Source organism: Burkholderia ubonensis (assembly GCF_902833085.1).
GTDB lineage: Bacteria > Pseudomonadota > Gammaproteobacteria > Burkholderiales > Burkholderiaceae > Burkholderia > Burkholderia ubonensis.
The window spans coordinates 358,691-382,967 of sequence record NZ_CADFEB010000010.1 but is presented as its reverse complement, the minus strand read 5'-3'; the positions used below and the strand labels follow the sequence as shown (position 1 = coordinate 382,967).

General features: G+C 68.0%; 25 protein-coding genes, 1 tRNA gene and 1 riboswitch. Of the genes, 10 read left to right on the top strand and 16 right to left on the bottom strand.

The window, feature by feature from the left end; translation table 11 throughout:
- Nucleotides 1-84 precede the first annotated feature (84 nt).
- The 3 genes from HWX31_RS28065 to HWX31_RS28055 all read left to right on the top strand — a co-directional run bounded on the left by HWX31_RS28065 (nt 85) and on the right by HWX31_RS28055 (nt 3,963).
- Nucleotides 85-990 (top strand): LysR substrate-binding domain-containing protein, encoded by a 906-nt coding sequence (locus HWX31_RS28065; RefSeq protein WP_174964670.1) that lies wholly within the window; start codon nt 85-87, stop codon nt 988-990.
- 154 nt (nt 991-1,144) lie between these two features.
- A complete protein-coding gene (locus tag HWX31_RS28060) occupies nt 1,145-2,485 on the top strand; it encodes an MFS transporter (protein ID WP_174964671.1) in 1,341 nt (446 codons plus the stop codon).
- A gap of 56 nt (nt 2,486-2,541) precedes the next feature.
- Nucleotides 2,542-3,963 carry an enolase C-terminal domain-like protein gene (locus HWX31_RS28055; protein ID WP_174964672.1) on the top strand — a complete coding sequence of 474 codons (1,422 nt, stop codon included), beginning with the start codon at nt 2,542-2,544 and terminating at the stop codon, nt 3,961-3,963.
- 83 nt (nt 3,964-4,046) lie between these two features.
- Here the strand turns inward: HWX31_RS28055 and HWX31_RS28050 are convergent, their stop codons facing one another.
- The 6 genes from HWX31_RS28050 to HWX31_RS28025 form a co-directional block, all read right to left on the bottom strand.
- Nucleotides 4,047-4,388 carry a hypothetical protein gene (locus HWX31_RS28050; protein ID WP_174964673.1) on the bottom strand — a complete coding sequence of 114 codons (342 nt, stop codon included), beginning with the start codon at nt 4,386-4,388 and terminating at the stop codon, nt 4,047-4,049.
- Nucleotides 4,389-4,562: 174 nt separating this feature from the next.
- Nucleotides 4,563-4,638 (bottom strand) — tRNA-Ala (locus HWX31_RS28045).
- A 51-nt stretch (nt 4,639-4,689) separates the two neighbouring features.
- A complete protein-coding gene (locus HWX31_RS28040; RefSeq protein WP_059530573.1) occupies nt 4,690-5,034 on the bottom strand; it encodes a c-type cytochrome in 345 nt (114 codons plus the stop codon).
- Nucleotides 5,031-5,822 (bottom strand): BON domain-containing protein, encoded by a 792-nt coding sequence (locus HWX31_RS28035; RefSeq protein WP_059655286.1) that lies wholly within the window; start codon nt 5,820-5,822, stop codon nt 5,031-5,033. The genes HWX31_RS28040 and HWX31_RS28035 overlap by 4 nt, the downstream gene beginning before the upstream one ends.
- 17 nt (nt 5,823-5,839) lie before the next feature.
- A complete protein-coding gene (locus HWX31_RS28030) occupies nt 5,840-6,424 on the bottom strand; it encodes an SIS domain-containing protein (RefSeq protein WP_174964674.1) in 585 nt (194 codons plus the stop codon).
- Nucleotides 6,425-6,550: 126 nt separating this feature from the next.
- Nucleotides 6,551-7,000 carry a YraN family protein gene (locus tag HWX31_RS28025; protein WP_415493185.1) on the bottom strand — a complete coding sequence of 150 codons (450 nt, stop codon included), beginning with the start codon at nt 6,998-7,000 and terminating at the stop codon, nt 6,551-6,553.
- Nucleotides 7,001-7,046: 46 nt separating this feature from the next.
- Here HWX31_RS28025 and rsmI point away from each other — a divergent pair, with 46 nt between their 5' ends.
- Nucleotides 7,047-7,925 (top strand): 16S rRNA (cytidine(1402)-2'-O)-methyltransferase, encoded by an 879-nt coding sequence (gene rsmI / locus HWX31_RS28020; protein WP_174964676.1) that lies wholly within the window; start codon nt 7,047-7,049, stop codon nt 7,923-7,925.
- Between the two features lie 84 nt (nt 7,926-8,009).
- On the opposite strand, the gene HWX31_RS28015 is transcribed toward rsmI, so the two are convergent.
- The gene (locus HWX31_RS28015) at nt 8,010-8,615 is read right to left on the bottom strand and encodes a septal ring lytic transglycosylase RlpA family protein (RefSeq protein ID WP_059609541.1); all 606 of its coding nucleotides are present in this window, start codon (nt 8,613-8,615) and stop codon (nt 8,010-8,012) included.
- Nucleotides 8,616-9,249: 634 nt separating this feature from the next.
- Between HWX31_RS28015 and HWX31_RS28010 the strand changes: the two genes are divergently transcribed.
- The 3 genes from HWX31_RS28010 (at nt 9,250) to HWX31_RS28000 (ending at nt 11,100) form a co-directional block, all read left to right on the top strand.
- Complete coding sequence (locus tag HWX31_RS28010; protein WP_059490028.1) at nt 9,250-9,894, top strand: MBL fold metallo-hydrolase; 645 nt, start codon at nt 9,250-9,252, stop codon at nt 9,892-9,894.
- Entirely contained in the window at nt 9,891-10,550 is a 660-nt protein-coding gene (locus HWX31_RS28005; protein WP_174964677.1) for a 3'-5' exonuclease family protein, read from the top strand. The genes HWX31_RS28010 and HWX31_RS28005 overlap by 4 nt, the downstream gene beginning before the upstream one ends.
- Before the next feature lie 79 nt (nt 10,551-10,629).
- Entirely contained in the window at nt 10,630-11,100 is a 471-nt protein-coding gene (locus tag HWX31_RS28000) for an Lrp/AsnC family transcriptional regulator (RefSeq protein WP_006477376.1), read from the top strand.
- A gap of 29 nt (nt 11,101-11,129) precedes the next feature.
- On the opposite strand, the gene HWX31_RS27995 is transcribed toward HWX31_RS28000, so the two are convergent.
- The 3 genes from HWX31_RS27995 to HWX31_RS27985 form a co-directional block, all read right to left on the bottom strand.
- A complete protein-coding gene (locus HWX31_RS27995) occupies nt 11,130-12,296 on the bottom strand; it encodes a cation diffusion facilitator family transporter (protein WP_174964678.1) in 1,167 nt (388 codons plus the stop codon).
- 235 nt (nt 12,297-12,531) lie between these two features.
- Nucleotides 12,532-12,825 (bottom strand): H-NS histone family protein, encoded by a 294-nt coding sequence (locus tag HWX31_RS27990; RefSeq protein ID WP_010092987.1) that lies wholly within the window; start codon nt 12,823-12,825, stop codon nt 12,532-12,534.
- Between the two features lie 351 nt (nt 12,826-13,176).
- On the bottom strand, nt 13,177-13,836 hold the full coding sequence (locus tag HWX31_RS27985; RefSeq protein WP_174964679.1) for a HugZ family pyridoxamine 5'-phosphate oxidase: 660 nt from the start codon (nt 13,834-13,836) through the stop codon (nt 13,177-13,179).
- A gap of 209 nt (nt 13,837-14,045) precedes the next feature.
- Here HWX31_RS27985 and HWX31_RS27980 point away from each other — a divergent pair, with 209 nt between their 5' ends.
- Complete coding sequence (locus HWX31_RS27980) at nt 14,046-15,257, top strand: MFS transporter (protein ID WP_174964680.1); 1,212 nt, start codon at nt 14,046-14,048, stop codon at nt 15,255-15,257.
- A gap of 91 nt (nt 15,258-15,348) precedes the next feature.
- Here HWX31_RS27980 and HWX31_RS27975 read toward each other — a convergent pair whose 3' ends face one another.
- Nucleotides 15,349-16,491 (bottom strand): branched-chain amino acid ABC transporter substrate-binding protein, encoded by a 1,143-nt coding sequence (locus tag HWX31_RS27975; protein ID WP_174964681.1) that lies wholly within the window; start codon nt 16,489-16,491, stop codon nt 15,349-15,351.
- A 417-nt stretch (nt 16,492-16,908) separates the two neighbouring features.
- On the bottom strand, nt 16,909-17,988 hold the full coding sequence (locus HWX31_RS27970) for an NAD(P)H-dependent flavin oxidoreductase (RefSeq protein ID WP_174964682.1): 1,080 nt from the start codon (nt 17,986-17,988) through the stop codon (nt 16,909-16,911).
- A 231-nt stretch (nt 17,989-18,219) separates the two neighbouring features.
- On the opposite strand from HWX31_RS27970, the gene HWX31_RS27965 reads away from it, so the two are divergent.
- Nucleotides 18,220-18,912, top strand: a complete 693-nt coding sequence (locus tag HWX31_RS27965; RefSeq protein WP_174964683.1) for a dienelactone hydrolase family protein — start codon at nt 18,220-18,222, stop codon at nt 18,910-18,912.
- A gap of 77 nt (nt 18,913-18,989) precedes the next feature.
- The gene (locus HWX31_RS27960) at nt 18,990-20,462 is read left to right on the top strand and encodes an amidase (protein WP_059775913.1); all 1,473 of its coding nucleotides are present in this window, start codon (nt 18,990-18,992) and stop codon (nt 20,460-20,462) included.
- 95 nt (nt 20,463-20,557) lie between these two features.
- On the opposite strand, the gene metF is transcribed toward HWX31_RS27960, so the two are convergent.
- The 4 genes from metF to HWX31_RS27940 all read right to left on the bottom strand — a co-directional run bounded on the left by metF (nt 20,558) and on the right by HWX31_RS27940 (nt 24,263).
- Nucleotides 20,558-21,388 carry a methylenetetrahydrofolate reductase [NAD(P)H] gene (gene metF, locus HWX31_RS27955; protein WP_010092999.1) on the bottom strand — a complete coding sequence of 277 codons (831 nt, stop codon included), beginning with the start codon at nt 21,386-21,388 and terminating at the stop codon, nt 20,558-20,560.
- Nucleotides 21,389-21,415: 27 nt separating this feature from the next.
- On the bottom strand, nt 21,416-21,769 hold the full coding sequence (locus tag HWX31_RS27950; RefSeq protein WP_010093000.1) for a phage holin family protein: 354 nt from the start codon (nt 21,767-21,769) through the stop codon (nt 21,416-21,418).
- Between the two features lie 124 nt (nt 21,770-21,893).
- The gene (gene ahcY, locus HWX31_RS27945; RefSeq protein WP_174964684.1) at nt 21,894-23,312 is read right to left on the bottom strand and encodes an adenosylhomocysteinase; all 1,419 of its coding nucleotides are present in this window, start codon (nt 23,310-23,312) and stop codon (nt 21,894-21,896) included.
- Between the two features lie 34 nt (nt 23,313-23,346).
- Nucleotides 23,347-23,465, bottom strand: a riboswitch (S-adenosyl-L-homocysteine riboswitch).
- Between the two features lie 63 nt (nt 23,466-23,528).
- Nucleotides 23,529-24,263 carry an RNA polymerase sigma factor FliA gene (locus tag HWX31_RS27940; RefSeq protein WP_059609364.1) on the bottom strand — a complete coding sequence of 245 codons (735 nt, stop codon included), beginning with the start codon at nt 24,261-24,263 and terminating at the stop codon, nt 23,529-23,531.
- Nucleotides 24,264-24,277 lie beyond the last annotated feature (14 nt).

Here is a 24,277-nt window from a genome sequence, read left to right as displayed (position 1 = left end):
CGAGTTCGAATGCTCTCATTTCGAACGATGCCGCTGTAGCCGGTAAAATCGAAACCCGTCGTTTCTATTTGTGGACGCTGACCGGTGAATCTGAACGATCTCTACCTCTTCGTGCAGGCGGTCGAAGCCGGCAGCATGTCCGCGGCCGCCCGCCTGCTCGACCTGCCCAAGTCGACGGTGAGCAAGCGCGTCGCCGAGCTCGAGCGCACGCTCGGCGCGCGGCTCGTGCACCGCACGTCGCGCAGCTTTCGGCTGACGCCGGTCGGCGCCGACTTCTTCCAGCACGCCCGTGCGGCGGTAATCGAGGCGGAGAGCGCGCGGGACGCGGTGCTGCGGCAGGCCGCCGAGCCGCGCGGGGTCGTCCGCATCACGAGCTCGGTGCCCATCGCGCAGCATTTCCTCGCGCCCTGCCTGCCGGCGTTCGCCGCCGCCCATCCGAAGCTGCAGCTCCAGATCCATGCGAGTGACCGGCTCGTGGACCTCGCGCAGGAAGGCTTCGACATCGCGGTGCGCAGCCATTTCGCGCCGCTGCCCGACTCCGCGCTGGTGCAGCGCCCGCTCGCGGTTTCGCCGATCATCCTCGTCGCGTCGCCGGCCTATCTCGCGCGGTGCGGCGAACCGGCCGAGCCGGCCGGGCTCGCGCGGCACGACGGCCTGTATCCGGGCCTGCAATCCGCCCCGTGGCGCATCGGCCGCGGGGGCGAAAGCGGCGACATCGTCGAGATTGCGCCGCGCCCCCGCCTGCACGCGGACGAATCGACGCTGCTGCTGCAGGCGGCCGTCGCCGGCCTCGGCATCGCGTGCCTGCCGGACTGGCTCGCCGGCGACGCGCTGCGAACGGGCGCACTCGTGCGCGTGCTGCCCGCGTGGCATGCCGGCCATGTGACCACGACGCTGCTGATGCCGCACCGCCGCGGCCAGCTGCCCGGCGTGCGCGCCGCGGTCGAGTTCCTCGTGCAGCACGTGGCCGGGGCGCCCGAACCGGCATAGCGCGGCGATTCAAAATCTGAATCGATCAAGTCATGAATTGGCATGAAAGCGGAACTTTCGCCATGCAAGAATGACCCGGCAGCACCAACACGAGATCGAGCGCGCCCGACGCGCCGGCCGCCCCGCGGCCCCCTTCCGTTCCGGAGGAGACATCATGAATCCGCTTCACGCGTTGCCGGCGTCCGCGTCGGCGACGGCCGCGCGCACCCGCGTGCACTGGCTCGTGCTGGCCGCGCTGTTCGCGGTCACGACGATCAACTACGCGGACCGCGCCGCGATCTCGATCGCGGGCCCGAGCCTCGCCCGCGCGCTGCACCTGAGCCACGTGCAGATCGGCTTCATCTTTTCCGCGTTCGGCTGGTCGTACGTGATTGCGCAGTTGCCGGGCGGGTGGCTGCTCGATCGCTACGGGTCGCGCATCGTCTACGCATTCAGCATCTTCTTCTGGTCGCTGTTCACGCTGCTGCAAGGCGCGATCGGCTTCTTCGGCGGCGGCGCCGCGTTCGCGCTGCTGTTCGCGCTGCGCTTTTGCGTCGGCGCGGCCGAGGCGCCGTCGTTCCCGGCCAACAGCCGGATCGTCTCCGCGTGGTTCCCTGCGCCTGAGCGCGGCACCGCGTCGGCGATCTTCAACGCGGCGCAGTATGCGGCGACCGTCGTGTTCGCGCCGCTGATGGGCTGGCTCGTGCACGCGTTCGGCTGGCAGTCGGTGTTCGCGGTGATGGGCGTGCTCGGCTTCGCGTTCGTCGCGGTGTGGAACCGCATCGTGTACGACCCGAAGGACCACCCGCGCATCAACCGCGCCGAACTCGACTATCTCGCCGACGGCGGCGCGCTCGTCAACATCGACCAGGCGACCGGCCGGCGCGACGGCGGCCCGCAGCTGCGCCACGTGAAAGCGCTGCTGAGAAGCCGGATGCTGATCGGCATCTACGTCGCGCAGTACTGCATCAACGCGCTGACCTATTTCTTCATCACGTGGTTTCCCGTCTACCTGGTGCAGGCGCGCGGCATGTCGATCCTCAACGCCGGGCTCGTCGCGTCGATCCCGGCGGTGTGCGGGTTCCTCGGCGGCATCCTCGGCGGCCTCGTGTCCGATGCGCTGCTGAAGCACGGCGCGTCGCTGTCGGTCGCGCGCAAGGTGCCGATCGTCATCGGCATGCTGCTGTCGATGTCGATGATCGTCTGCAACTACACCGAATCGCATGTGCTCGTCGTGCTGTTCATGGCGCTGTCGTTCTTCGGCAAGGGGCTCGGCGCGCTCGGCTGGGCCGTCAACGCCGACACCGCGCCGCGCCAGATCGCCGGCCTGAGCGGCGCGCTGCTCAACACCTGCGGCAACCTGTCGAGCATCACGACGCCGATCGCGATCGGCTACATCGTCGAGCGCAGCGGCTCGTTCAACGGCGCGCTCGTCTACGTCGTCGCGCATGCGCTCGTCGCGGTGATCTGTTACGTGTTCGTCGTCGGCGAGATCCGCCGCGTCGAGCTGGAATGAACGACGCGGGCTCGCGCCGGCGCGACCGGCCGCCCGCGCCAACCAGGAGCGAAGCGATGTCCGAACCCCGCAGCACCGGCCCGACGCCGGGCACCCCGCTGGTGACGCGCATGCAGGTGATCCCGGTCGCCGGGCGCGACAGCATGCTGCTGAACCTGTGCGGCGCGCACGCGCCGTTCTTCACCCGCAACCTCGTGATCCTCGCCGACAGCAGCGGGCGGACCGGCGTCGGCGAAGTGCCGGGCGGCGAAGGAATCCGCCAGGCGCTCGAGCGCATGACCGGCCTCGTGGTCGGCCAGCCGATCGGGCGCTACCAGGCGACGCTCAACGCGGTGCGCGCGGCGCTGTCCGGCGGCGGCGCGGCGAGCCCGGCGGCCGGCCGCGCGATCCGGCACGAGGTGACGTCGGCCGGCGAAGCCGCCGTGCTGCGGCAGCCGCACGAGATCAACCTGCGGCTGGACAACGTGATCACCGCGATCGAGGCCGCGCTGCTCGACCTGCTCGGCCAGTGCCTCGACGTCCCCGTCGCGGCGCTGCTCGGCGAAGGCCAGCAGCGCGACACGGTACCGATGCTCGCGTACCTGTTCTACGTCGGCGACCGTCGCCGCACGGATCTGCCGTATCGCGACGAAGCGCACGCGCCGGACCCGTGGTTCCGGCTGCGCAACGAAGCGGCGCTCACGCCGGCCGCGATCGCGCGGCAGGCCGAGGCCGCGGTCGAGCGCTACGGCTTCGCCGATTTCAAGCTGAAGGGCGGCGTGATGGCGGGCGCGGACGAGATGGGGGCGATTGCCGCGATCAAGGCGCGCTTTCCCGATTCGCGCGTGACGCTCGACCCGAACGGCGCGTGGTCGCTCGACGAGGCGATCGCGCTGTGTCGCGGGCAGGGCCGCCTGCTCGCCTATGCGGAAGACCCTTGCGGCCCGGAAGCCGGGTATTCGGGACGCGAGGTGATGGCCGAATTCCGCCGCGCGACCGGCATTCCGACCGCGACCAACATGATCGCGACCGACTGGCGGCAAATGGATCACGCGATCCGCCTGCAGGCGGTCGACATCCCGCTCGCCGATCCGCACTTCTGGACGATGCAGGGCTCGGTGCGGCTCGCGCAGCTGTGCCGCGACTGGGGGCTCACGTGGGGCTCGCACTCGAACAATCACTTCGACGTGTCGCTCGCGATGTTCACGCATGCGGCCGCCGCCGCGCCGGGCGCGATCACCGCGATCGACACGCACTGGATCTGGCAGGAAGGCGATGCGCGGCTCACGCGCGAGCCGCTCGCGATCGTCGGCGGGCAGGTGGCCGTGCCGGAGCGGCCGGGGCTCGGGATCGAGCTCGATATGGCGCAGGTGGAGGCCGCGCATGCGCTGTACCGGCAGGTCGGCGGCACGGCGCGCGACGATGCGGTTGCGATGCGCTGCCTCGTGCCGGGGTGGACTTATGATCCGAAAAGGCCGAGTTTCGGGCGGGGCGTCTGACGGCACGGCATCGAGCAGCGCAAACAAAAAGGCTCGACCTCGCGTCGAGCCCTTTGAATCAAGGTAAATCCGGCAGCGGGTCATCAGCGCCCGCCTTCTCGCGCTTCCTTTAACAGTTCGACCTCAAACGGGGGCGGCTTGTACGCCGTGTCGATCGAATACCCTTTCGCCCTAAGTTCAATTTCCCGTGCAGTACGCTTCGCCTGCGCCTTCTTCAGCTCGTCGGGAAGAAATTCCCTCCAGCGTTTCCATTGCTCCGATCCTGGTTCGAAGTACGCGCGATAAAACGAGGCCTCGCTTTTGATGTCGATTCGGGTTACCGGGAAGTTTTGGACCGTGATGTAAACGTGATCCTTGTAAAACACCCATGTCCCGCCAGCAATGCACTTGCTTTCGGCAGCATCGAGTGGATAACCCGAATCCATTGAATAAATGGCCGTGACCGCTCTCCACAGTTCCGGACATTTCGTTACGCGGGCATGACCTGCCTATGAAAGGTCACTTGGTTGCCGATTTCAAACACGGGCCGCGCCGGTGCCGCCAGGGCGGCGCGCAAACAAAAAGGGCTCGATCTTGCGATCGAGCCCTTCGGATTCTGTTGGTGGAGCGGAGGAGGATCGAACTCCCGACCTTCGCATTGCGAACGCGACGCTCTCCCAGCTGAGCTACCGCCCCAACAAGCGAACATCATACACACGCTTTCGCGCGCTTGGCAATAGTGTCAAATTACTTCGACGGCGCGCCTGCCAGCACCCATTCGACGACCGAGCGGACGTCCGCATCGCTCATGCGCGGATGCGCGGGCATCGGAATCGCGCCCCACACGCCGGAGCCGCCCTCCTTCACCTTCTTCGACAGCTTCGCGACCGCCTGCGGATCGCCCTTGTAGCGCGCCGCGATGTCCTTGAACGACGGGCCGACCAGCTTGCGGTCGACCGCGTGGCAGCCCATGCACGCATTGCCGCGCGCGACCTTGAGACCGTCGCCGACGTCCGCGTGCGCGATCGCGCCGAACGTACCTGCCAGCAGCGCCGCGGCCGCGGCGCCCTTGATCCACTGCTTCAGCTTCATTGCGGTGCCGCCTTCGGATTGCCCGGATGAAGGTTGGTCGAATTCGAGATCGGCGCGGGCGACTGCAGCGGCGTCGCCTGCACCGACGCATCGGGCACCGCGCCGACCGTCGCGCCGTCAGCCGGCGCAGCCGCCGCGGACGCGCCGCTCGCGGGTGCCGCCGCCTGCAGCGCCTGCGCATCCTGCGGCTTGATGTACTGGAACACCTTCACGACCTTCTCGACGCCCGGCACCTGGCTCGCGACTTCCGCGCCGCGGTTGCCTTCGTCGACCGTGACGAGCCCCATCAGGTACAGGTTGCCGCGCTCGCTGACAACCTTGTAGTTGTTCGCGGAAAGGTCCTTCGTCGCGATCAGCGCGGTCTTCACGCGCCCTTCGAGGTACGAGTCGTTCGCGCGATCCGACAGCGAGCTGGCCGGCCCGACCGCCAGCTCGTTGACGATGCCGTTCACGTTGTTGATGCCGCGCACGATTTCCTCGGCGCGCTGCTTCGACGCATCGTTCGGCACCTCGCCCGTCAGCAGCACGCGGCGGTTGAACACAGTCACGGCCACGTGCGACTGGTCCGGCAGGCCGTTGTTGATCTGCGTCGTCGCCTTGAGCTGGATCTCGCGGTCTTCCGTCTGCGCGCCCAGCGTGCGGCGATCGGTCGCGATCAGCGCGCCGCCGCCGGCCGCGGCACCCACCACCCCGAGCACGCAGCCCTGTAGCGACACGGCGAGACCGGCCGTCAGCGCGGCCAGCAGCGTGGTTCTGACGAGCGTCTGTTGGACGCGGCTTTTTTTCATCGACGGCTCTCCTTCGTTCAATCCTCACCCAGCAGCATCGCGTCGATGCCGTCGCACAGGCAGTGGATGGTCAGCAGATGGATTTCGTGAATGCGCGCGGCACGGTCGGCCGGCACGCTGATCGGAATGTCGGTGTCGGACAGCGCGGCCGCCAGCGCAAGGCTGCTGCCGCCGGTGAGCGCGACCACCGTCATCTCGCGCTCGTGCGCCTCGTCGACGGCGGCCAGCACACGCGGCGACGCGCCGGTCGAGTCCAGCACGAGCAGAATGTCGCCGGTCTGGCCGAGCACGCGCACCTGTTGCGCAAACAGCTGATCCGGCGCCAGCGCGCCGGTCAGGCCGGCATGGGACGCGTCGGTGGCGAGCGCGATCGCCGGCAGGCCCGGGCGCTCGCGCTCGAAGCCGCCGACCAGCGACACGGCGAGGTAGTGCGCGGCGGCGGCCGACGGGCCATCACCGCATGCGACGATCTTGTTGCCGTTCGCCAGCGCGGCGAACATCGCATCGACCGCGGCCGCGATCGGCAGCGACAGCGCATCGCCGGCTTCGACGTGAAGCGCGGCGCTGTCGTGGAAATGTTGCTGAATACGTTCGACTGACATCGATTCCTGATCGGGTGCTATGCGTGATGGGGCATCGCGCGACATCGTGAGTGCGGCGAGTTTACCGTACTCCACGGCCTCGCCCCGGAGGCCGGCAGAACTCTTTACATCTGGTCACAGCTCGCGTTACGCGTCGTCCGCGCGAAACGCGTCGCGCAGCCACACGAGCTGCACGGCCTCGAACGCGACCACGTCGAAACGGCACGGCGCGCCTGCGCCGTGCCGCGTCCAGAAGTGCAGGGCCGCCGCGACGAGTCGTGCGCGCTTGCGCCAGCCGACGCTCGCCGCCGCGCCGCCGTGCCGGGCGCTGCGCCGCGCGCGCACCTCGACGAACACCAGCGTGCCGTCCGGCTCGCGCATCACGAGATCGAGCTCGCCGCCGCGCATCGTCACGTTCGCCGCGACGAACACGAGCCCGCGGCGCTCGAGGAACTGCCGCGCCCGCGCCTCGAACGCCGCGCCGACCGACTTGGATCGCGCCGCGCCGGAAAAGTTGTCCGCGCGTGCAACCGGCTGCCCATCCGCGCGCGACGGCGCGCGTCCGCCGGCCGATCCGGCCGGCGCCCCGTGGCACAATGCCGACCTTGTTCCGCTTGCGCCGCGACCGCGCGCGTTGCCCGCCATGACTGCCCTCCTCGAACTTGCGCACTCGCAGCACTACCCGAGCGCCGCGCTCTATATCGTCGCGACGCCGATCGGCAACACCGCCGACATCACGCTGCGCGCGCTCCACGTGCTCGGCCTCGCCGACCGCATCGCCGCCGAAGACACCCGCAACACCGGCCAGCTGCTCGCCCGCTACGGGATCTCGAAGCCGCTCGTCGCCGCGCACGAGCACAACGAACGCGAAGCCGCGCTGCGCGTGATCGAGCACCTGCGCGCGGGCGAACGCGTCGCGTACGTGTCGGACGCCGGCACGCCGGGCATCTCGGACCCCGGCGCGCGGCTCGTCGACGCGGTGCGCGCAGCCGGCTTCGCGGTGATTCCGCTGCCGGGCGCGAGCGCGGCCGTGACCGCGGTGAGCGTCGCCGGCGACTGGGCCGGCGCGTTCACGTTCGCGGGTTTCCTGCCGCCGAAGGCGAAGCAGCGCGCCACCGCACTGCAGGCGCTCGCCGCGCATCCGTATGCGCTCGTGTTCTACGAAGCGCCGCACCGGATCGTCGAGACGGTCGCCGCGCTCGCGGACGCGTTCGGCCCCACGCGCCGGCTGCTGATCGCGCGCGAACTGACCAAGCTACACGAGCAACTGTTCCAGGGCACCCTGGCCGAAGGGCTGACGTGGCTCGAAGGGGACGCGAACCGGCAGCGCGGCGAGTTCGTGCTCGTCGTCGAAGGCGCGCCGGCCGATCAGGGTACGGCCGACGACACCGCGCACGACGCGCTGCTCAGGCTGCTGCTGGAAGAGGTGCCGGTGAAGAGCGCGGCCAAACTCGCGGCCGCGCTGACGGGCGCGTCGCGCAACGCGCTGTATGCGCGCGCGCTCGTGCTGAAGGACGGTTGAGCGGCGGCGCCGCGAAAACGACAAAGGGCTGCCGATGGCAGCCCTTTGTCGTTTGGCCCGCTCGTGGAAGCGGGAGCCGTCGCGTTACTTGGTCGAGATCGACGCGAGCATTTCGTCGCGCGCGACGCGCGCTTCCTGCGGCGACAGCCCTTCGATCTTCACGCGCCCGGTGCCGGCATGCACGAGGCCGATCAGCTTGGCAGCCGCGTACGACAGGTCGAGCACGCGACCACGCTTGAACGGCCCGCGGTCATTGACCTTCACGACGACCCACTTGCCGGTCGACGCGTTCGTCACCTTGATGTACGACGACAGCGGCAGCGTCCGGTGAGCGGCCGTGAACGCGTTCATGTTGAAGCGCTCGCCGTTCGCGGTGCGGCGGCCGTGGAAGCCCCTGCCGTACCACGACGCCCGGCCGGTCTGGCGGAAATCGGATACGTCGGCGCCGTCGATCGGCTGCGCATCGGCGAGCGACGCGCCCTTGGCTTCCTTGCTGTCGGCAGCCGGCATCGTCGCCAGCGCCGAATCGAAATTCAGTTGCGAGCTGTTGTCCGCGCCTGCGGCGGCGGTCGTCCTGACCGCGTTCTTCTGGTTCGTGTTGCTGCTCGTCTGGCTGGGCGGCACGGCACAGCCCGTCAGCGCGAAAAATACAGCCAAAGTTCCGAATCGGCTCGGAAATCGAAAATTCATCGACGTGTCGCCTTCTGGTTCGGGCCGCGTCTTCACAGCATTGCTATGCGGCCCGGACGGCAAATGCGCGCAACGCCCCGCTCGAACACGAGCAGGCGGCTAGCATGGACGCGGCTATCGTACTCGCCGCAACCGTCCTGATTAGCTTTCACGTCTGGCGCAACCTGTCCCCGGCAGCCTGACCAGACCCCACATGCCGCCATCGAACATGGCTTTCACGTTCGCGCGCGTCGATACAGCCAACGCACAGGAACGGCGGCACAGGCCTCATCCGGCGGCGCGGCAGCAGGGCCGCAGCGGGCGCGCAGCACCCGGCCGGACAAGACGTGAGCACCGAACACTCGGTGCTGGATTCACCGCCGGACTCCCCGGCGGCCGATGCTTTGACGGTGCTCATGACCCCGTGTCAATCGGGGTTCGAACACCAGCGGATTGCGTAAACTTCACGCAGGATGGGCGCCATTATACAGAATTCAAAAACGTGTCCCGAAAACCGCCGTCGGCGCACCATTGATTCTCGCTATGGCTGTAACAATCGGCATGCTCGCGCGCGCGTCGCGCGGCCCGCGCGGCGCGGCCGACCGGCCGCGTGTCCGCCCGGTACAATCGGACCTTTCAACCCGCCGGTGCTTCCATGAAAGTCACGCTCATCCCGGTCACGCCGTTCCAGCAGAACTGCTCGCTGCTCGTCTGCGAGGCGACCGGCCGCGCCGCCGTCGTCGATCCCGGCGGCGATCTCGAACGGATCGAACAGGAAGTCGCCCGCCAGAACGTGCAGGTCGAGAAGGTGCTGCTCACGCACGGGCACATCGATCACTGCGCGGGCGCGAAGGCGCTCGCGACGCGCTACGGCGTGCCGATCGAAGGGCCGCAGGAGGACGAGCGTTTCTGGATCGAGAAGCTGCCGACGCAGAGCGAGCGCTTCGGCTTCCCGGCCGCGGACGCGTTCGAGCCCGACCGCTGGCTGAACGACGGCGATACCGTGCAGTTCGGCGACGAGACGCTCGAGGTCTACCACTGCCCGGGCCACACGCCGGGCCACGTCGTGTTCTTCAGCCGGGCGCACCGGCTCGCGATCGTCGGCGACGTGCTGTTCGCGGGCTCGATCGGCCGCACCGATTTCCCGCGCGGCAATCACGCCGACCTCGTCCGCTCGATCAAGGAGAAGCTGTGGCCGCTCGGCGACGACGTCACGTTCGTGCCCGGCCACGGCCCGGTCTCGACGTTCGGCGACGAGCGCCGCACGAATCCGTTCGTCTCGGACAAGGTGTTCGGATGAACCAGAAGGCGATTCAGGAAATCTACGTCAGCACCGACGTCGAGGCCGACGGCCCGATTCCCGGCCCGCACTCGATGCTGAGCTTCGCGTCGGCCGCGTACACGGAGGACAAGCAGCTGATCGCGAAGTTTTCCGCGAACCTCGAGACGCTGCCCGGCGCACAGCCGCATCCGGTGCAGGACGCATGGTGGAAGACCCAGCCCGACGCGTGGGCCGCGTGCCGGCGCGACCTGCAGGCGCCGGAAGCGGCGCTCGTCGCCTACGTCGACTGGGTCGAGGCGCTGCCCGGCAAGCCGGTGTTCGTCGCAATGCCGGCCGGCTTCGATTTCACGTTCATGTTCTGGTACATGATGCACTTTGCCGGCCGCTGCCCGTTCTCGTGGTCGGCGCTCGACATCAAGACGCTCGCGTTCGCAATGACGGGCCTGCCGTACCGCAAGGCGATCAAGCCGCGCTTCCCGAAGCACTGGTTCGACGACCACCCGCACACGCACGTCGCGCTCGACGACGCGATCGAGCAAGGCGCGCTGTTCTGCAACATGCTCGCCGACCTGCGCGTGCAGCAGGCCGCGCTCGCCGCGCGGGCGCCCGCCGCCGACTCGGCGGCAGACGACGGCCCGGCGGGACAAAATCCTACGGACCCACGCGCAAATTAGCGAATCTCCCTCAGCGGCGGCGCATCGGATTGCCTTTCCTTTCGCGCCCCTCTAACATTCGGAGTGTTGTAGCTGCCGCATGGAGGCGCAGGTGACGCTCGATTCCTTTTCGCAAAAAATCCTTCGCCTGTTGCAGCTCGACGCGCGCCGTTCAGTCCAGGAAATCTCCGACCAGGTCGGCCTGTCGAGCACGCCGTGCTGGCGCCGCATCAAGGACATGGAGCAATCCGGCGTGATCCAGCGCTACACCGCGCTGCTCGATCGCGAAAAGCTCGGCCTGCACGTGTGCGCGCTCGCGCACGTGCACCTGACCCGTCACAACGAGGGCGGCGTCGAGCAGTTCGAGCGCGAGATCGCGACCTGCCCGGAAGTCACCGAGTGCTACAGCACGACCGGCGAAGCCGATTACATCCTCAAGATCGTCGCGCCCGACATCAAGGCATACGACGTATTCCTGCACGAGCGCATCTTCAAGATTCCGGCGGTGTCGCAGGTGCGCACGAGCGTCGTGCTGCGCGAGATCAAGTTCGATACGCAGCTGCCGCTCTAGATTCCGGACGACACCGATGCGCGTCCCCGTTATGGACGCTCCGGCACCGCCCGCGTGAAACTGATCCGGCGCGCGCCGAACTGGCGCGCCAGCGCGCCGACGTCGAGCCGCTCGGCAAGCGCCGCGTCGGCATCGGCGCTTGCGTGCGGATCGGCCGCGAGCGTCACGTCGATCTCGAGCCCCGTGCTCAGGTAGTGGAGATTCACCGTGTCGGCGCGCAGGCCGCGCCGCGCGAGCTCGGCCTCGAGCCGGGCCGCGATCTCGCCGCGCGGCGGCAGCGCGAGCGCCGGCCGGCGCGCCGCGTCGTTCTCCGGATCGACGTGGATCAGCGCGTCGAGCACGCGCCGGTCGGACAGCACGCGCGCGCGCGCGGTCTCCGCGATGTAATGCCCTTCCGATACGGAGATCATCGGATCGACGAGGATATGCGCATCGACGAGCGCCGAGTCGCCCATCTTGCGCGTGCGCAGGTCGTGCACGTCGCGCACGCCGGGCGTGGCCGCGAGCAGCGCGCGAATCTCCGCGGTGTCGGTCTCGTCGAGCGCGCGGTCGGAGAGGTCCTGCAGCGCGTCATAGCCGAAGGTCCAGCCCATCCGCGCGACCATGAAGCCGACGATCGCGGCAGCGATCGGGTCGAGCAGCCGCACGCCGGCAAGACTGCCGACGATGCCGATCGCGACCACGAGCGACGACGCGGCATCCGAGCGCGCATGCCATGCATTCGCGACGAGCATGGCCGATCGCACGCGCTGCGCCTCGCGCAGCATGTAGCGGAACAGCGCCTCCTTCGACACCAGCACGGTGAGCGCGACGATCAGCGCACTGAAATGCACGGGCGGTATGTCCTCGAGATGCACGAGGCGATCGCCCGCGCGCCACAGCATGCCGATCCCCACCGCGATCAGAATCCCGCCGAGAAACAGCGACGCCACCGTCTCGTAACGGCTGTGCCCGTAATTGTGATCGGCGTCCGGCATTGCGCCACTGTGGCGATTCGCGACCAGGACGACAAAATCCGAGATCAAATCGGAGATTGAATGGATGCCATCAGCAATCAGCGCCTGCGAATGCGCAATCGTGCCGACTACGATCTGAAACGTCGCCAGCACGACATTGAGCACGATACTGACCAGCGTGCTCTTGCGCGCAACCGCGTGCTTTTCTCCGCTATGCGCGTCGCCGGAAAAGGTGGACATGAAATATGAGATAAGAGGATGCGATATCGAATTCTACCAAGGCGCGTCGCACGCCATTCCGATAACCCAAAATTTCTCATTTAAATCAACCGGTTATGCGAACGGGTCGCATTTTCATTCACACCGATTGTGACATTTTAGTGACAGCCGGCGGGCACCGGCGGCACCCAAAACAAAAGGCCGCGCTCCGGTCAAGGACACGCGGCCTTTCAGCGCAAGGCTGTCGAACAGGCGTTTAGATTGCAAACTGTTCGCGGTTCTTGCCTGCGATCCAGCGCGGCGGCTTGCCGCGGCCCGACCACGTCGCGCCCGATTCCGGATCGCGGTATTTTGCCGCGACGCCGGCACGCGGACGGCCGACCTTGCCAGCCTTCGCACGGCTCAGGCCGAGCTCGGCGAGCGTAAAGCCGTAGTCAGCGATTTTCTGCTTCACGTCATTGAGGACTTCCGCGTATTCACGCGACTTCGCCTCTTCGATTTGCTTCTCCAGCTTTTCCCGCTGGGCCAGCAGGTCCTTGTAAGAAGACATAGTTTCCCTTTTATCTGACCAATGGTGCCGGTCTTGAGCCGGTTCACCATTCTTGAAATATTTGTGCCTCGGATTTTGAAGGCAGAGATTAGCACAAAACGGAATTGAATGAAGCAGACTCAATGAAAATCCCGAGTTGAATTGCCATTCGGCCGGGTCATTTTGACCCGTCGCCGCCATTTCTCAATTTTCCATGTCCTTACAGCGAGATTAGGACAAAAGCAGGCGGCTATTAAGACTTTCAGCATACGCAATTACCCTGCATCCCAAAAATCAAAGCTTTCATCAGACGACAGGATCGGAAAGATCGACTTGTATAGTCAACGAAATAAACAGATCGACGCCGCGACGTCACGCCACACGTTGTGCGCATGCAACCAGTTGCGTGCGCAGCGCGCCGGTGTCCGTCTGCGGTGCGTCGAACGCGGTGCGGATCCGCCGGCCGTCGTGCCGCCAGTCCGCGCCGTAGCGGTCGACGCCCAGCAGGTCGAGCCCGGCGCGGCGCACGTCGGCGGCGTCGTATGCGGCCCACAGCGCCTGCTCGTCGTCGAAGCCGAGCGGCGCCCGCGCGTCGAGCGCCGCACCTTCCACCCAGCCCATCCGGCCGAATCCGCCGATATAGCGCAGCCGCTCCACGTCGAGCGCCCAGAACGTGAAATCGCCGAGCGCGAGATAGCGCGCGGCGTCCGGTTCGTAGCGCAGGTAGCGCGCGACCAGATGCGGATCGGCATCGACCGGCGCGAAGCGGCCGAGCAGCGTCGCGCGCTCGGCGTTCAGCACGTCGCCGTCCGGCGCGTCGACGACGAGAAAGCCCGCGCGCGGATCGGCGGCGAGATTGCGCGTGTGCTCGGCGAGGCCGCTCACGAGGATCACGGGCCGGTGGCGCGCGTCCGGCGCGAACGGCACGACCGTCGGATACGGAAAGCCTTGCGGCTCGCGCGCGTGCGTCGCAAGCGTGCCGAGCGCGCAACGGTGCAGCAGATGCAGGGCAAGGGCGGGGTCGATGTTCACGAAAACTCCTGCGGGCGAAAGGCGGCGCAGCGTGCGCGCCGTGGTGGATCGATGTTACTCGTGACCGCCGTCGCGGCGAATCGGGCGACGTGCGCCCGGCATCGAACCACACGCACAGCGCCAGCGAAATCGTAAGCGCTTCGATAGAATCGGACGAATCTCGATCGACGTGTCGCGCGTTCGACCATTTTTCCTCTGCAGAGCTTGACGTGTCCGAATCCTCCCCCGACCTTGCGGCCGCGCCCGCCGCGCCCGCCGCGCACCGCGCCCTTTCGCTCCCCGTTCGCCAGCGGGCCCGCACCGCCACGATGGCGCTGTTCTTCGTCGCCGGCATGATGTACGCGTCGTGGGGCGTGCATGTGCCGACCGTGCGCGACAAGTTCGCGCTGAGTCCCGCGCTGCTGTCCATCGCGCTGTTCGCGGTGGCCGGCGGCTCGATCGCCGCGATGCTGACCGTCGCGCGCTGGATCGCGCGCGTCGGCTCGCGCACCGCGTGCCTCGCGGGCGGCCTCGTGATGTCGGCGTGCGCGGCGCTGCTCCTCGTGGTGCCCGACTATCCGCTGCTGCTCGCGGTGCTCGCGCTGTTCGGCTTCTCGATGGCGACGCTCGACGTCGCGATGAACGCCGAGGCGAGCGCGGTCGAGATCGCAATCGGCAGGCCGATCATGTCGGCGCTGCACGGGATGTTCAGCATCGGCGGGATGGCCGGCGCGGCGGCCGGCGGCGCGCTGCTGTCGGCCGGCATGGCGCCCGCCGCCCACCTCGCGCTCGCCGCGGCGGTCAGCGCCGCGGTGCTCGTCGCCGCGTGCCCGTCGGTGCTGCCGCACGTCCCGCATCACGCGCACACGCACGGCGGCGGCAACCGCTGGCGCTCGCCCGCGCTGTGGATGCTCGGCGGCATCGCGCTCGTGGCGCTCATCGCCGAAGGCGCGATGTACGACTGGGCGACCGTCTACATGCGCGACGTCGTCGCGGCCAGCCCCGCGCTCGCGAGCGCCGCGTATGCGGCCTTCTCCGGCGGCATGGCGGCCGCGCGCTTCGCCGGCGACGCGGTGCGCGCGCGCTTCGGCGCGCCGCAGCTCGTGTTCGCGAGCGCGTCGCTCGCGTGCGCGGGGATGATCGGCGCGCTGCTGTTGCCGCACCCGGCCGCGGTGCTGACGGGTTTCACGCTGATGGGCCTCGGGCTCGCGAACATGATGCCGGTGCTGTTCGCCGCGGCCGCGCGCGTGAAGGGCATCCATGCGGCCGAAGGCCTCGCGCACGTGGCCGGCCTCGCCTATTTCGGACTGCTGTTCGGTCCGGTCGTGATCGGCGCGGTCGCGCAAGCCGCGAACCTGACGATCGGGCTCGCGGTCGTCGCGCTGTGCGCGGCGCTCGTCGCGGCCGTCGCGCCGAAGGTGCTCGCGCATCTGAAGATCTGACGGCAGGCCCGCACGCGGCGAACCCCGCAAAAAGAAACGCGCATGCGTTGCCGCATGCGCGTTTCTACCCCTGCTGTCGACCGCTCGCTGCTTACATCTTCACTTCGTCGAGGAAGGTCTTCTTGCCGCCCTTGTAGTTGTAGAGCGAAATCACGCCGTGCTTCAGGTCGCCCTTCGAGTCGAACGACGTCGTGCCGATCACGCCCGTGTAGTTCGTCTCCGGCATCGCCGCGAGAATCTTCGCCGGATCGGTCGAGTTCGCGCGCTTCATCGCGTCGGCGATGATATACACCGCGTCATACGTGAACGGCGCGTAGATCTGGATCGGCTGGCCGAAGCGCTTCTCGTACTTCGCCTTGAACGCGCTGCCGCCCGGCATCTTCTCGAGCGAAGCACCCGCTTCCGAGCACACGATGTTGTCGGTCGCGTCGCCGGCGAGGTCGGACAGCTTCTCGGTACACACGCCGTCGCCCGCGAGGATCTTCGCGCGCAGGCCGAGCTGCTTCGCCTGCTTCGCGAACGGGCCGCCCGTCGCATCCATGCCGCCGTACATGATCGCGTCCGGATTCTCGCCCTTGATCTTGGTCAGAATCGCGCGGAAGTCGACCGCCTTGTCGTTCGTCGCGTCGTGCGACATCACCTTCAGGCCGAGCGCCTTGGCCTTCTTCTCGAACTCGTTCGCGAGACCCTGGCCGTAAGCGGTCGAATCGTCGACCACGGCGACGCTCTTGATGCCCTTCGAATGCGCGTAGTTCGCGAGTGCCGGGCCCTGCTGCGCATCGGTCGCGACGACGCGGTACGTCGTCTTGAAGCCTTGCTGCGTGTAAGCCGGGTTGGTCGCCGACGGCGAGATCTGCACGATGCCGGAATCGCTGTAGATCTTCGACGCCGGAATCGAGGTGCCCGAGTTCAGGTGGCCGACCACCGCGACGACCTTGTCGTCGACGAGCTTCTGCGCGACCTGCGTCGCCTGCCGCGGGTCGGCCGCGTCATCCTGCGCATCGAGCTGCAGCGTGATTTTCTGGCCGCCGACCGTGAGACCCTTCGCGTTGATTTCCTCGACGGCGAGACGCGCGCCGTTTTCATTGTCCTTGCCGAGGTGTGCAATGCCGCCCGTCAACGGCGCGACGTGGCCGATCTTGACGACTTGATCGGCGGACGCATTGCCTGCGGCAGCAACGCACAGCGTTGCCGCTGCGGCGATCGGCAGCAGCTTTTGCATCTTGATATTCATATAAGTCTCCAGTTTCGATCCCCAAAAACGCCATCGCCCGGTGCCCCGCTGCCATCCCTGTGCTTGCCATCACTGGACGATTCGCCGGTTGCATCGTTCATGCACTTGGCCTCAAGCACGCGAAGCGGCCGCTTTTAGCAGCCGCCCACCCGTACTTGCGCCGAAGTGTAGGTGATCAAATTAATTTGTGGGACTTTTTTGGGGTAGTGGTAACACTACCGATGCAAGCATGTATCAGGCCACCCTCGCGCCTCGCCGCAACGCCCGCAGGATAAGGGTTTCCGCTAGCCCTGATACCTTATTGAAAGGCTTTTACAAGGCGTTCGCGCAACATTCTCGATCATCATTTTAGGCATCGGTTCGCGACACCGGACGCGCGCCCGAACGCGCGTTTCATTGCACTCGAACGACGCGCGCTCAGCGCGCCGCCGCACGCCATTCGGCGTCGAGCGCATCGATCAATTGCGACGTCGTCAGTGCGTCGCCGCGCCGCCGCGCGAGCGGCGCGCCCTGCCCGGCCCACAGCGACAGATAGTCGCCGTCGTTCGCGCGCGCGGCGGCCTGGCGCAGCGGCTGCGTCAGCGCGTTCTGCACCGGATACGGCGCGACGTCGCCGGGGCGCTCGCCGAGCCGCGCCATCAGCGTGTTGCGCAGCCCGCGCGCATGACGCCCGGTGATCGCGCGCGTGACCTGCGTCGACGTGTCCGTGCTCGCAAGCAACCGCGCTTTCCAGTCGGCGGCGATTGCGCTTTCCGCGCACGTCAGGAACGCGGTGCCGAGCTGCGCGGCCTGCGCGCCGAGCGCGAGCGCCGCCGCGATGCCGCGGCCGTCCATGATGCCGCCCGCCGCGAGCACGGGCAGCCCGGTCGCGTCGACGAGCTGCGGCACGAGCGCGAGCGTGCCGATCAGCGCGTCGTCGGCCGCGCCGATGAACGTCCCGCGATGGCCGCCCGCCTCGGCGCCCTGCGCGGACAGCGCGTCGGCGCCGGCCGCCTTCCATGCGAGCCCTTCCGCGACATGCGTCGCGGTGCCGATCACATAGGTGCCGGCCGCCTTCAGCCGGGCGACGTCGGCCGCGTCGAGCACGCCGAACGTGAAGCTCGCGACCGGCACGCGCAGCGACACCAGCATGTCGAGCTGCGCGCGAAAGTCGGGCGCGAAGCGCGCGGGCGCGACGCCCGGCGGCAGGCCGAGCGCCGCGTTGAGCGGATCGATCGCGGCGAGCGCGCGCGCGATCGTCGCCGCGTCGGGCACGAGCTCCGGCAGCACGAACAGGTTGACCGCGAACGGGCGGTCGGTGGCCGCGCGGATCTGCGCGACCTCGTCGGCGAGACGGTCGGGCGCGAACGCGCCGCCGCCGAGGCTGCCGAGCGCGCCGGCGTTCGATGCGGCGGCGACCATCGCGGGCGTGGTCGCGCCGACCATGGGTGCCTGCACGAGCGGCAGGCGCAGGCCGAAGCGTTCGGCGAACGGCGTGGACAGGGAGTGGACTGACATGAGCGGATCCTTCGGTGGCGCGCGAAAGCGCGTTGTAATGGGTCGATGCGTTCGACTCTACCGAAGCGCCGCACCACCGAAAAATGAATAATCGTGAACGGAACGTTCGCTGCGCGAGAAGCGAGCGGCGCGCACTGCAACCGCTTCTTGCCGATCGGTGGCACACTAGACCGTCCCCTTTTTCAATCCCGAGAGGCGCGCGCGGCGCGGCCTCGCTTGCAGGAGTGCACCGTGACTGCCCAATGGATCGACATCCCGACCGGTAACGACAGCTTCGGCGGCTATCTCGCGCTGCCGCGGCGCGGCAAGGGCCCCGCCGTCATCATCGTGCAGGAGATCTTCGGCGTGAACGCGCATATCCGCTCGGTCGCCGACCAGTACGCGGCCGACGGCTACGTCGCGCTCGCGCCGGACGTGTTCTGGCGCACCCAGCCGCGCGTCGAGCTGGCCTACGAGGGCGCGGACCGCGACAAGGGCATCGAGCTGCTGCAGAAGACCGACGTGAACCTCGCGGTCGCGGACATCGCCGCGGCGGCCGACCTGCTGCGCACGCGGCCCGAAGTCGGCGGCAAGGTCGCCGCGATCGGCTACTGCTTCGGCGGCCGCCTCGCGTATCTCGCGGCCGCGACCGGCAAGATCGACGCGGCGGTCGCCTATTACGGCGGCGGCATCCAGAACGTGCTCGACGTCGCAGGCAAGGTCACGCAGCCGATCCTGTTCCATTACGCGGAAAACGACCACGGGATCCCGCTCGCGGCGGTCGACCAGGTGAAGGCCGCGTTCGCCGGCCGCGACAACGCCGCATTCCATCTGTATCCGGGCGCCGAGCACGGCTTCAACTGCGCCGAGCGCGCGTCGTACCACCAGCGCGCAGCGGCGCTCGCGCACGGCCGCACGCTGACGTTCCTCGCCGAGCAACTGTAAGCGGCACGGCGGTGCGGCCCGCCCGCCCCGCCGGCTTCCATCGCCACACGCCACACGTCACAACGGGGGTGACAGCGGTGCACTCGGACTATCTCGCCCACGACGCGATCGGCCTCGCCGAGCTCGTCCGCCAACGCAAGGTGAGCCCGCGCGAGCTGATCGACGCCGCGATCGGGCAGGCCGAAGCGGTCAATCCCGCGATCAACGCGGTCGTGCTGCAGGATTACGACACCGCGCGCGAGCGCGCCGCCGCGCTGCTCGAATCCGGCGGTCCGTTCGCGGGCGTACCCTATCTCGTCAAGGATCTCGGCGCGGCGGTCGCGGGGCTGCCGCTGTCGATGGGCAGCCGGCATTACCGGTATTTCGTGCCCGACGCCGATTCGCCGCTGATCGCGAAAAGCCGCGCGGCGGGGCTCAACGTCTTCGGCAAGACCAACACGTCCGAAATCGGCCAGATGCCGTATACCGAGCCGGAGCTGTTCGGCGCGTGCCGCAACCCGTGGAGCCTCGACCACACGCCCGGCGGCTCGAGCGGCGGCGCGGCCGCGGCCGTCGCGGCCGGCATCGTGCCGCTCGCGCACGCGTCCGACGGCGGCGGCTCGATCCGTATTCCCGCGTCGTGCTGTGGGCTGTTCGGCCTCAAGCCGAGCCGCAACCCGGCGCTGGTCGACGTGCCGACGAACGGCGACCTGGTCGTCCAGCACGCGATCGCGCGCAGCGTGCGCGACAGCGCGCTGCTGCTCGACGTCACGACCGGCCGGGCGCTGCCGCCCGGCGCGCCCGACACCTTCCTCGGCGCGCTCGACACGCCGCCCGCCGCGCTGCGGATCGGCCTCGTCACCCACCCGATGCTCGCGCCGGCGCTCGCCGACGATACGCGCGCGGCGCTCGACGACGCCGCCGCGCTCGTTGCGTCGCTCGGCCATCACGTCGAGCCGGCGACGCTGAACCTCGACTACGCGCGCATCGGCGAGACCTTCCTGACGCTATGGGCGACGATCGCCGAGGAGATGGTGCTCGGCGCGCGCATGCTGACGGGCCGCACGCCGCAACGCGGCGAATTCGAGGCGGCGACGTGGGCGATGGCCGTGGTCGGCCGGCGGCTCGCACGCACCCGGCTGCCGGACGTGCTCGAGTGGCAGCGCCAGCTCACCGTGCAGGTCGCGCGCGCCGCCGCGCACTACGACGTGCTGCTGTGCGCGTCGCTCGCCGGCCCGCCGGTCAAGATCGGCGAGCTGCAGCCGACGCCGTTCGAGCATGCGCAGATGAAGCTGCTCGCGGCGCTGCCGATCAAGCCGCTGCTGAAGGAGATGCTCGCGAAGGCGTCGCAGAAGGCGTTCGCGTGGGCCGGCTGCACCGAGCTGTTCAACCTGACCGGCCAGCCGGCGATGTCGGTGCCGCTCTACTGGAACGCGCGCGGCCTGCCGATCGGCGTGCAGTTCGCCGCGCGCCACGGCGACGACGCGCTGCTGCTGAAGCTCGCGCGGCAGCTCGAACAGGCGCGGCCGTGGTTCGACCGCCGGCCGCCGCTGATGCAGGCGCGGGGGTGATGCGCCGCTAGCCCGTCGCCCGTGTCCGCAAACGAAAAAAGCCCCGCCGGCAACGCCGGCAGGGCTTCGTCGCAGTCTGCGCAGCCGCGCGGCGCTTACACGCCGAGCCGTTCGCAGATCGTCTTGGTCGCGGCCGCGCTGTTCAGCGTATAGAAATGCAGCCCCGGCACGCCGGCGTCGAGCAGCCGCTGGCACAGGCCCGTGACGACGTCCGCGCCGAACGCGCGGATCGCGTCGCGATCGTCGCCGAAGCTCTCGAGCCGGCGCGCGATCCAGCGCGGCACCTCGGCGCCGCACATCTCGGAGAAGCGCATCAGCTGCGAGAAGTTCGTGATCGGCATGATGCCCGGCACGATCGGCACCTCGACGCCGAGCTTGCGCGCGTCGTCGACGAAGCGGAAATACGCGTCGGCGTTGAAGAAATACTGCGTGATCGCGGAATTCGCGCCGGCCTTCACCTTGCGCGCGAAGTTCTCGAGATCGGCCTTCGGCGAGCGCGACTGCGGATGGTATTCCGGATACCCGGCGACCTCGATGCGGAACCAGTCGCCGTGCTCCGCGCGGATGAAGCTGACCAGCTCCGACGCGTAGCGCAGCTCGCCGACCTCGCCCATGCCGGACGGCAGGTCGCCGCGCAGCGCGACGATGTGGCGGATGCCGTGCGAGCGGTACTGGTCGAGGATCGCGCGCAGGCTGTCCTTCGACGAGCCGATGCACGACAGGTGCGGCGCGGCCTCGAGGCCGTCCTTCTGCATGTCGAGCACGGTATCGAGCGTGCCCTGCTGCGTCGAGCCGCCGGCGCCGAACGTCACGGAGACGAATTTCGGCTTCAGCGGCAGCAGCTGCGCACGGGTTGCGCGCAGCTTCTCGACGCCTTCCGCCGTCTTCGGCGGGAAGAATTCAAACGAGAGTTCGATCGGTTTCATGATTCAGAAGGCGCTGGACGGGCCTGCTCAGCCGATGTTGCGCTGGCCGAAGATCAGGGCGGACAGCAGCCAGGACACGATGCTGTACAGGATCGAACCGAAGAATGCGGACCAGAACCCGGATACCTCGAAGCCCTTGAGCAGCGACGACGCGAACCAGAAGCACAGCGCGTTGACGACGAGGATGAACAGCCCGAGCGTGACGACCGTGACGGGCAGCGTCAGCAGGATCAGCACCGGCCGGATCACCGTGTTGATCAGCCCCAGCACGACCGCGACGATCAGCGCGGTGCCGAAGCTCTTGATGTGGATCGACGGCACCAGGTAGGTGATGATCAGCAGCGCGAGGGCATTGATGATCCAGGACAGGATGACGCTCATGTAATGCTCCGGTTCGGTGGACGCTCGGACGGAACGGCGCCGCCGCGCCGGTGGCGGGACGCGCGCGCGAAAGCGAAAACGCTTCGCGGCGCGCCCCGCCGCCGGCGGGCGGCGGCTTGCCGCATCAGTAGCGGTAGTGGTTCGGCTTGAACGGGCCTTCCTTCGCCACGCCGATGTACGACGCCTGCTCGTCCGACAGCACCGACAGGTTCGCGCCGATGCGCGCGAGGTGCAGGCGCGCGACCTTCTCGTCGAGGTGCTTCGGCAGCACGTACACCTTGTTCCCGTACTCGCCGCCGCGCGTGAACAGCTCGATCTGCGCGAGGGTCTGGTTCGCGAACGAGTTCGACATCACGAACGACGGGTGGCCGGTCGCGCAGCCGAGGTTCACGAGGCGGCCTTCGGCCAGCAGGATCACGCGCTTGCCGTCCGGGAAGATGATGTGGTCGACCTGCGGCTTGATGTTTTCCCACGTGTACTGGCGGGTCGACGCGACGTCGATTTCCGAGTCGAAGTGGCCGATGTTGCAGACGATCGCGTTGTGGCGCATCGCCTTCATGTGATCGTGGTTGATCACGTGGTAGTTGCCGGTCGCCGTCACGAAGATGTCGGCCTTGTCGGCCGCGTATTCCATCGTCACGACGCGGTAGCCTTCCATCGCCGCCTGCAGTGCGCAGATCGGATCGATTTCGGTGACCCACACGGTCGCGCCCAGGCCGCGCAGCGACTGCGCGCAGCCCTTGCCCACGTCGCCGTAGCCCGCGACGACCGCGACCTTGCCCGCGATCATCACGTCGGTCGCACGCTTGATGCCGTCGACGAGCGACTCGCGGCAGCCGTACAGGTTGTCGAACTTCGACTTCGTGACCGAATCGTTCACGTTGAACGCCGGGAACGGCAGGCGGCCGTCCTTTTCCATCTGGTACAGGCGGTGCACGCCGGTCGTCGTTTCTTCGGTGACGCCCTTGATGTGCGCGAGGCGCTTCGAGTACCAGTTCGCGTCGAGGTCGAGGTGCTTCGCGATCGACTTGTACAGCGCGACTTCTTCCTCGTTGGTCGGCTTGGCGATCACCGAACGGTCCTTCTCGGCCTTCGAGCCGAGGATCAGCAGCAGCGTCGCGTCGCCGCCGTCGTCGAGGATCATGTTCGCGAACTCGCCGTTCGGCCATTCGAAGATGCGGTGCGAGAACTCCCAGTATTCGTCGAGCGATTCGCCCTTGAACGCGAACACCGGCGTGCCGGACTCGACGATCGCGGCGGCGGCGTGGTCCTGCGTCGAGAAGATGTTGCACGATGCCCAGCGGACTTCGGCGCCGAGCGCCTTCAGCGTCTCGATCAGCACGCCGGTCTGGATCGTCATGTGCAGCGAGCCCGCGATGCGCGCGCCCTTCAGCGGCTGCTGCGCCTTGTATTCGTCGCGGATCTGCACGAGGCCCGGCATTTCGGTCTCGGCGATGTTCAGTTCCTTGCGGCCCCAGCCGGCAAGCGCCATGTCGGCGACGACGTAATCGTTGGAAGCTTTGAAATCGATGATGGCGTTCATCACGCCCTCCTTTCTAAAAAAGTTCTAGAAAATGGTGACGTGAGCGCCGTTCAGGAAGCGGGAGCCGGCGCATTGCGCCGCGGCCCGGCCGCTTGGTGAAGCTTTCCGAGCCTGGCGGACGCTGGATGGTCCGTCGCAACGCTCCTCGGAAAACGGGTGGGATTGTAGCAAATCGGCGGGAATATTGCGTACCCGCCTTGCGTGCGCCTGAAAGGGTCAGTTCTCCGCGCCGACCCACGCCTGCTCGCGCAGCCGGGCGCGCAGCCGCGCGACCGCCTGGCTGTGCAGCTGGCACACGCGCGATTCGCTCACTTCGAGCACCGCGCCGATCTCGCGCAGGTTCAGCCCGCGTTCGTAGTACAGCGACATCAGCAGCTTCTCGCGCTCCGGCAGCCGCTCGATCGCCTCGACCAGCGCCTCGCGCAGGTGCTCGTCGAGCAGCGACGACAGCGGATCGGCGTGATCGACGCGATAGCGGTCGAGGAACGGCTCGTCGTCGGCCGCGCGGTCGAAATCCTCGTAGTAGATGAGCTGGCTGCCGTGCAGGTCCTGCAGCATCCCCTGGTATTCGTCGAGCGGCATGTTCAGGTGCTGCGCGATCTCGGCCTCGCTCGCCGCGCGGCCGAGATGCTGCTCGACCTGGTGCACCGCATGCTCGACCTCGCGCGACGTCTTGCGCAGGCTGCGCGGCAGCCAGTCGTTGCTGCGCAGCTCGTCGAGCATCGCGCCGCGAATCCGCTGCGTCGCGTAGGTCTCGAACTGCGCGCCCTGGTCTTCCTTGTAGCGCCCGGCCGCGTCCATCAGGCCGATCATCCCGGCCTGGATCAGGTCGTCGAGATCGACGCTCGCCGGCATCTTCGCGACGAGCTGCAGGCCCAGGCGGCGCACGAGCGGCGCGTATTGCGCGAGCACGTCGGCCTGCGAAATCTTTCCTTGAGCGTTGTACATCATGGCTCTCTCCTTCC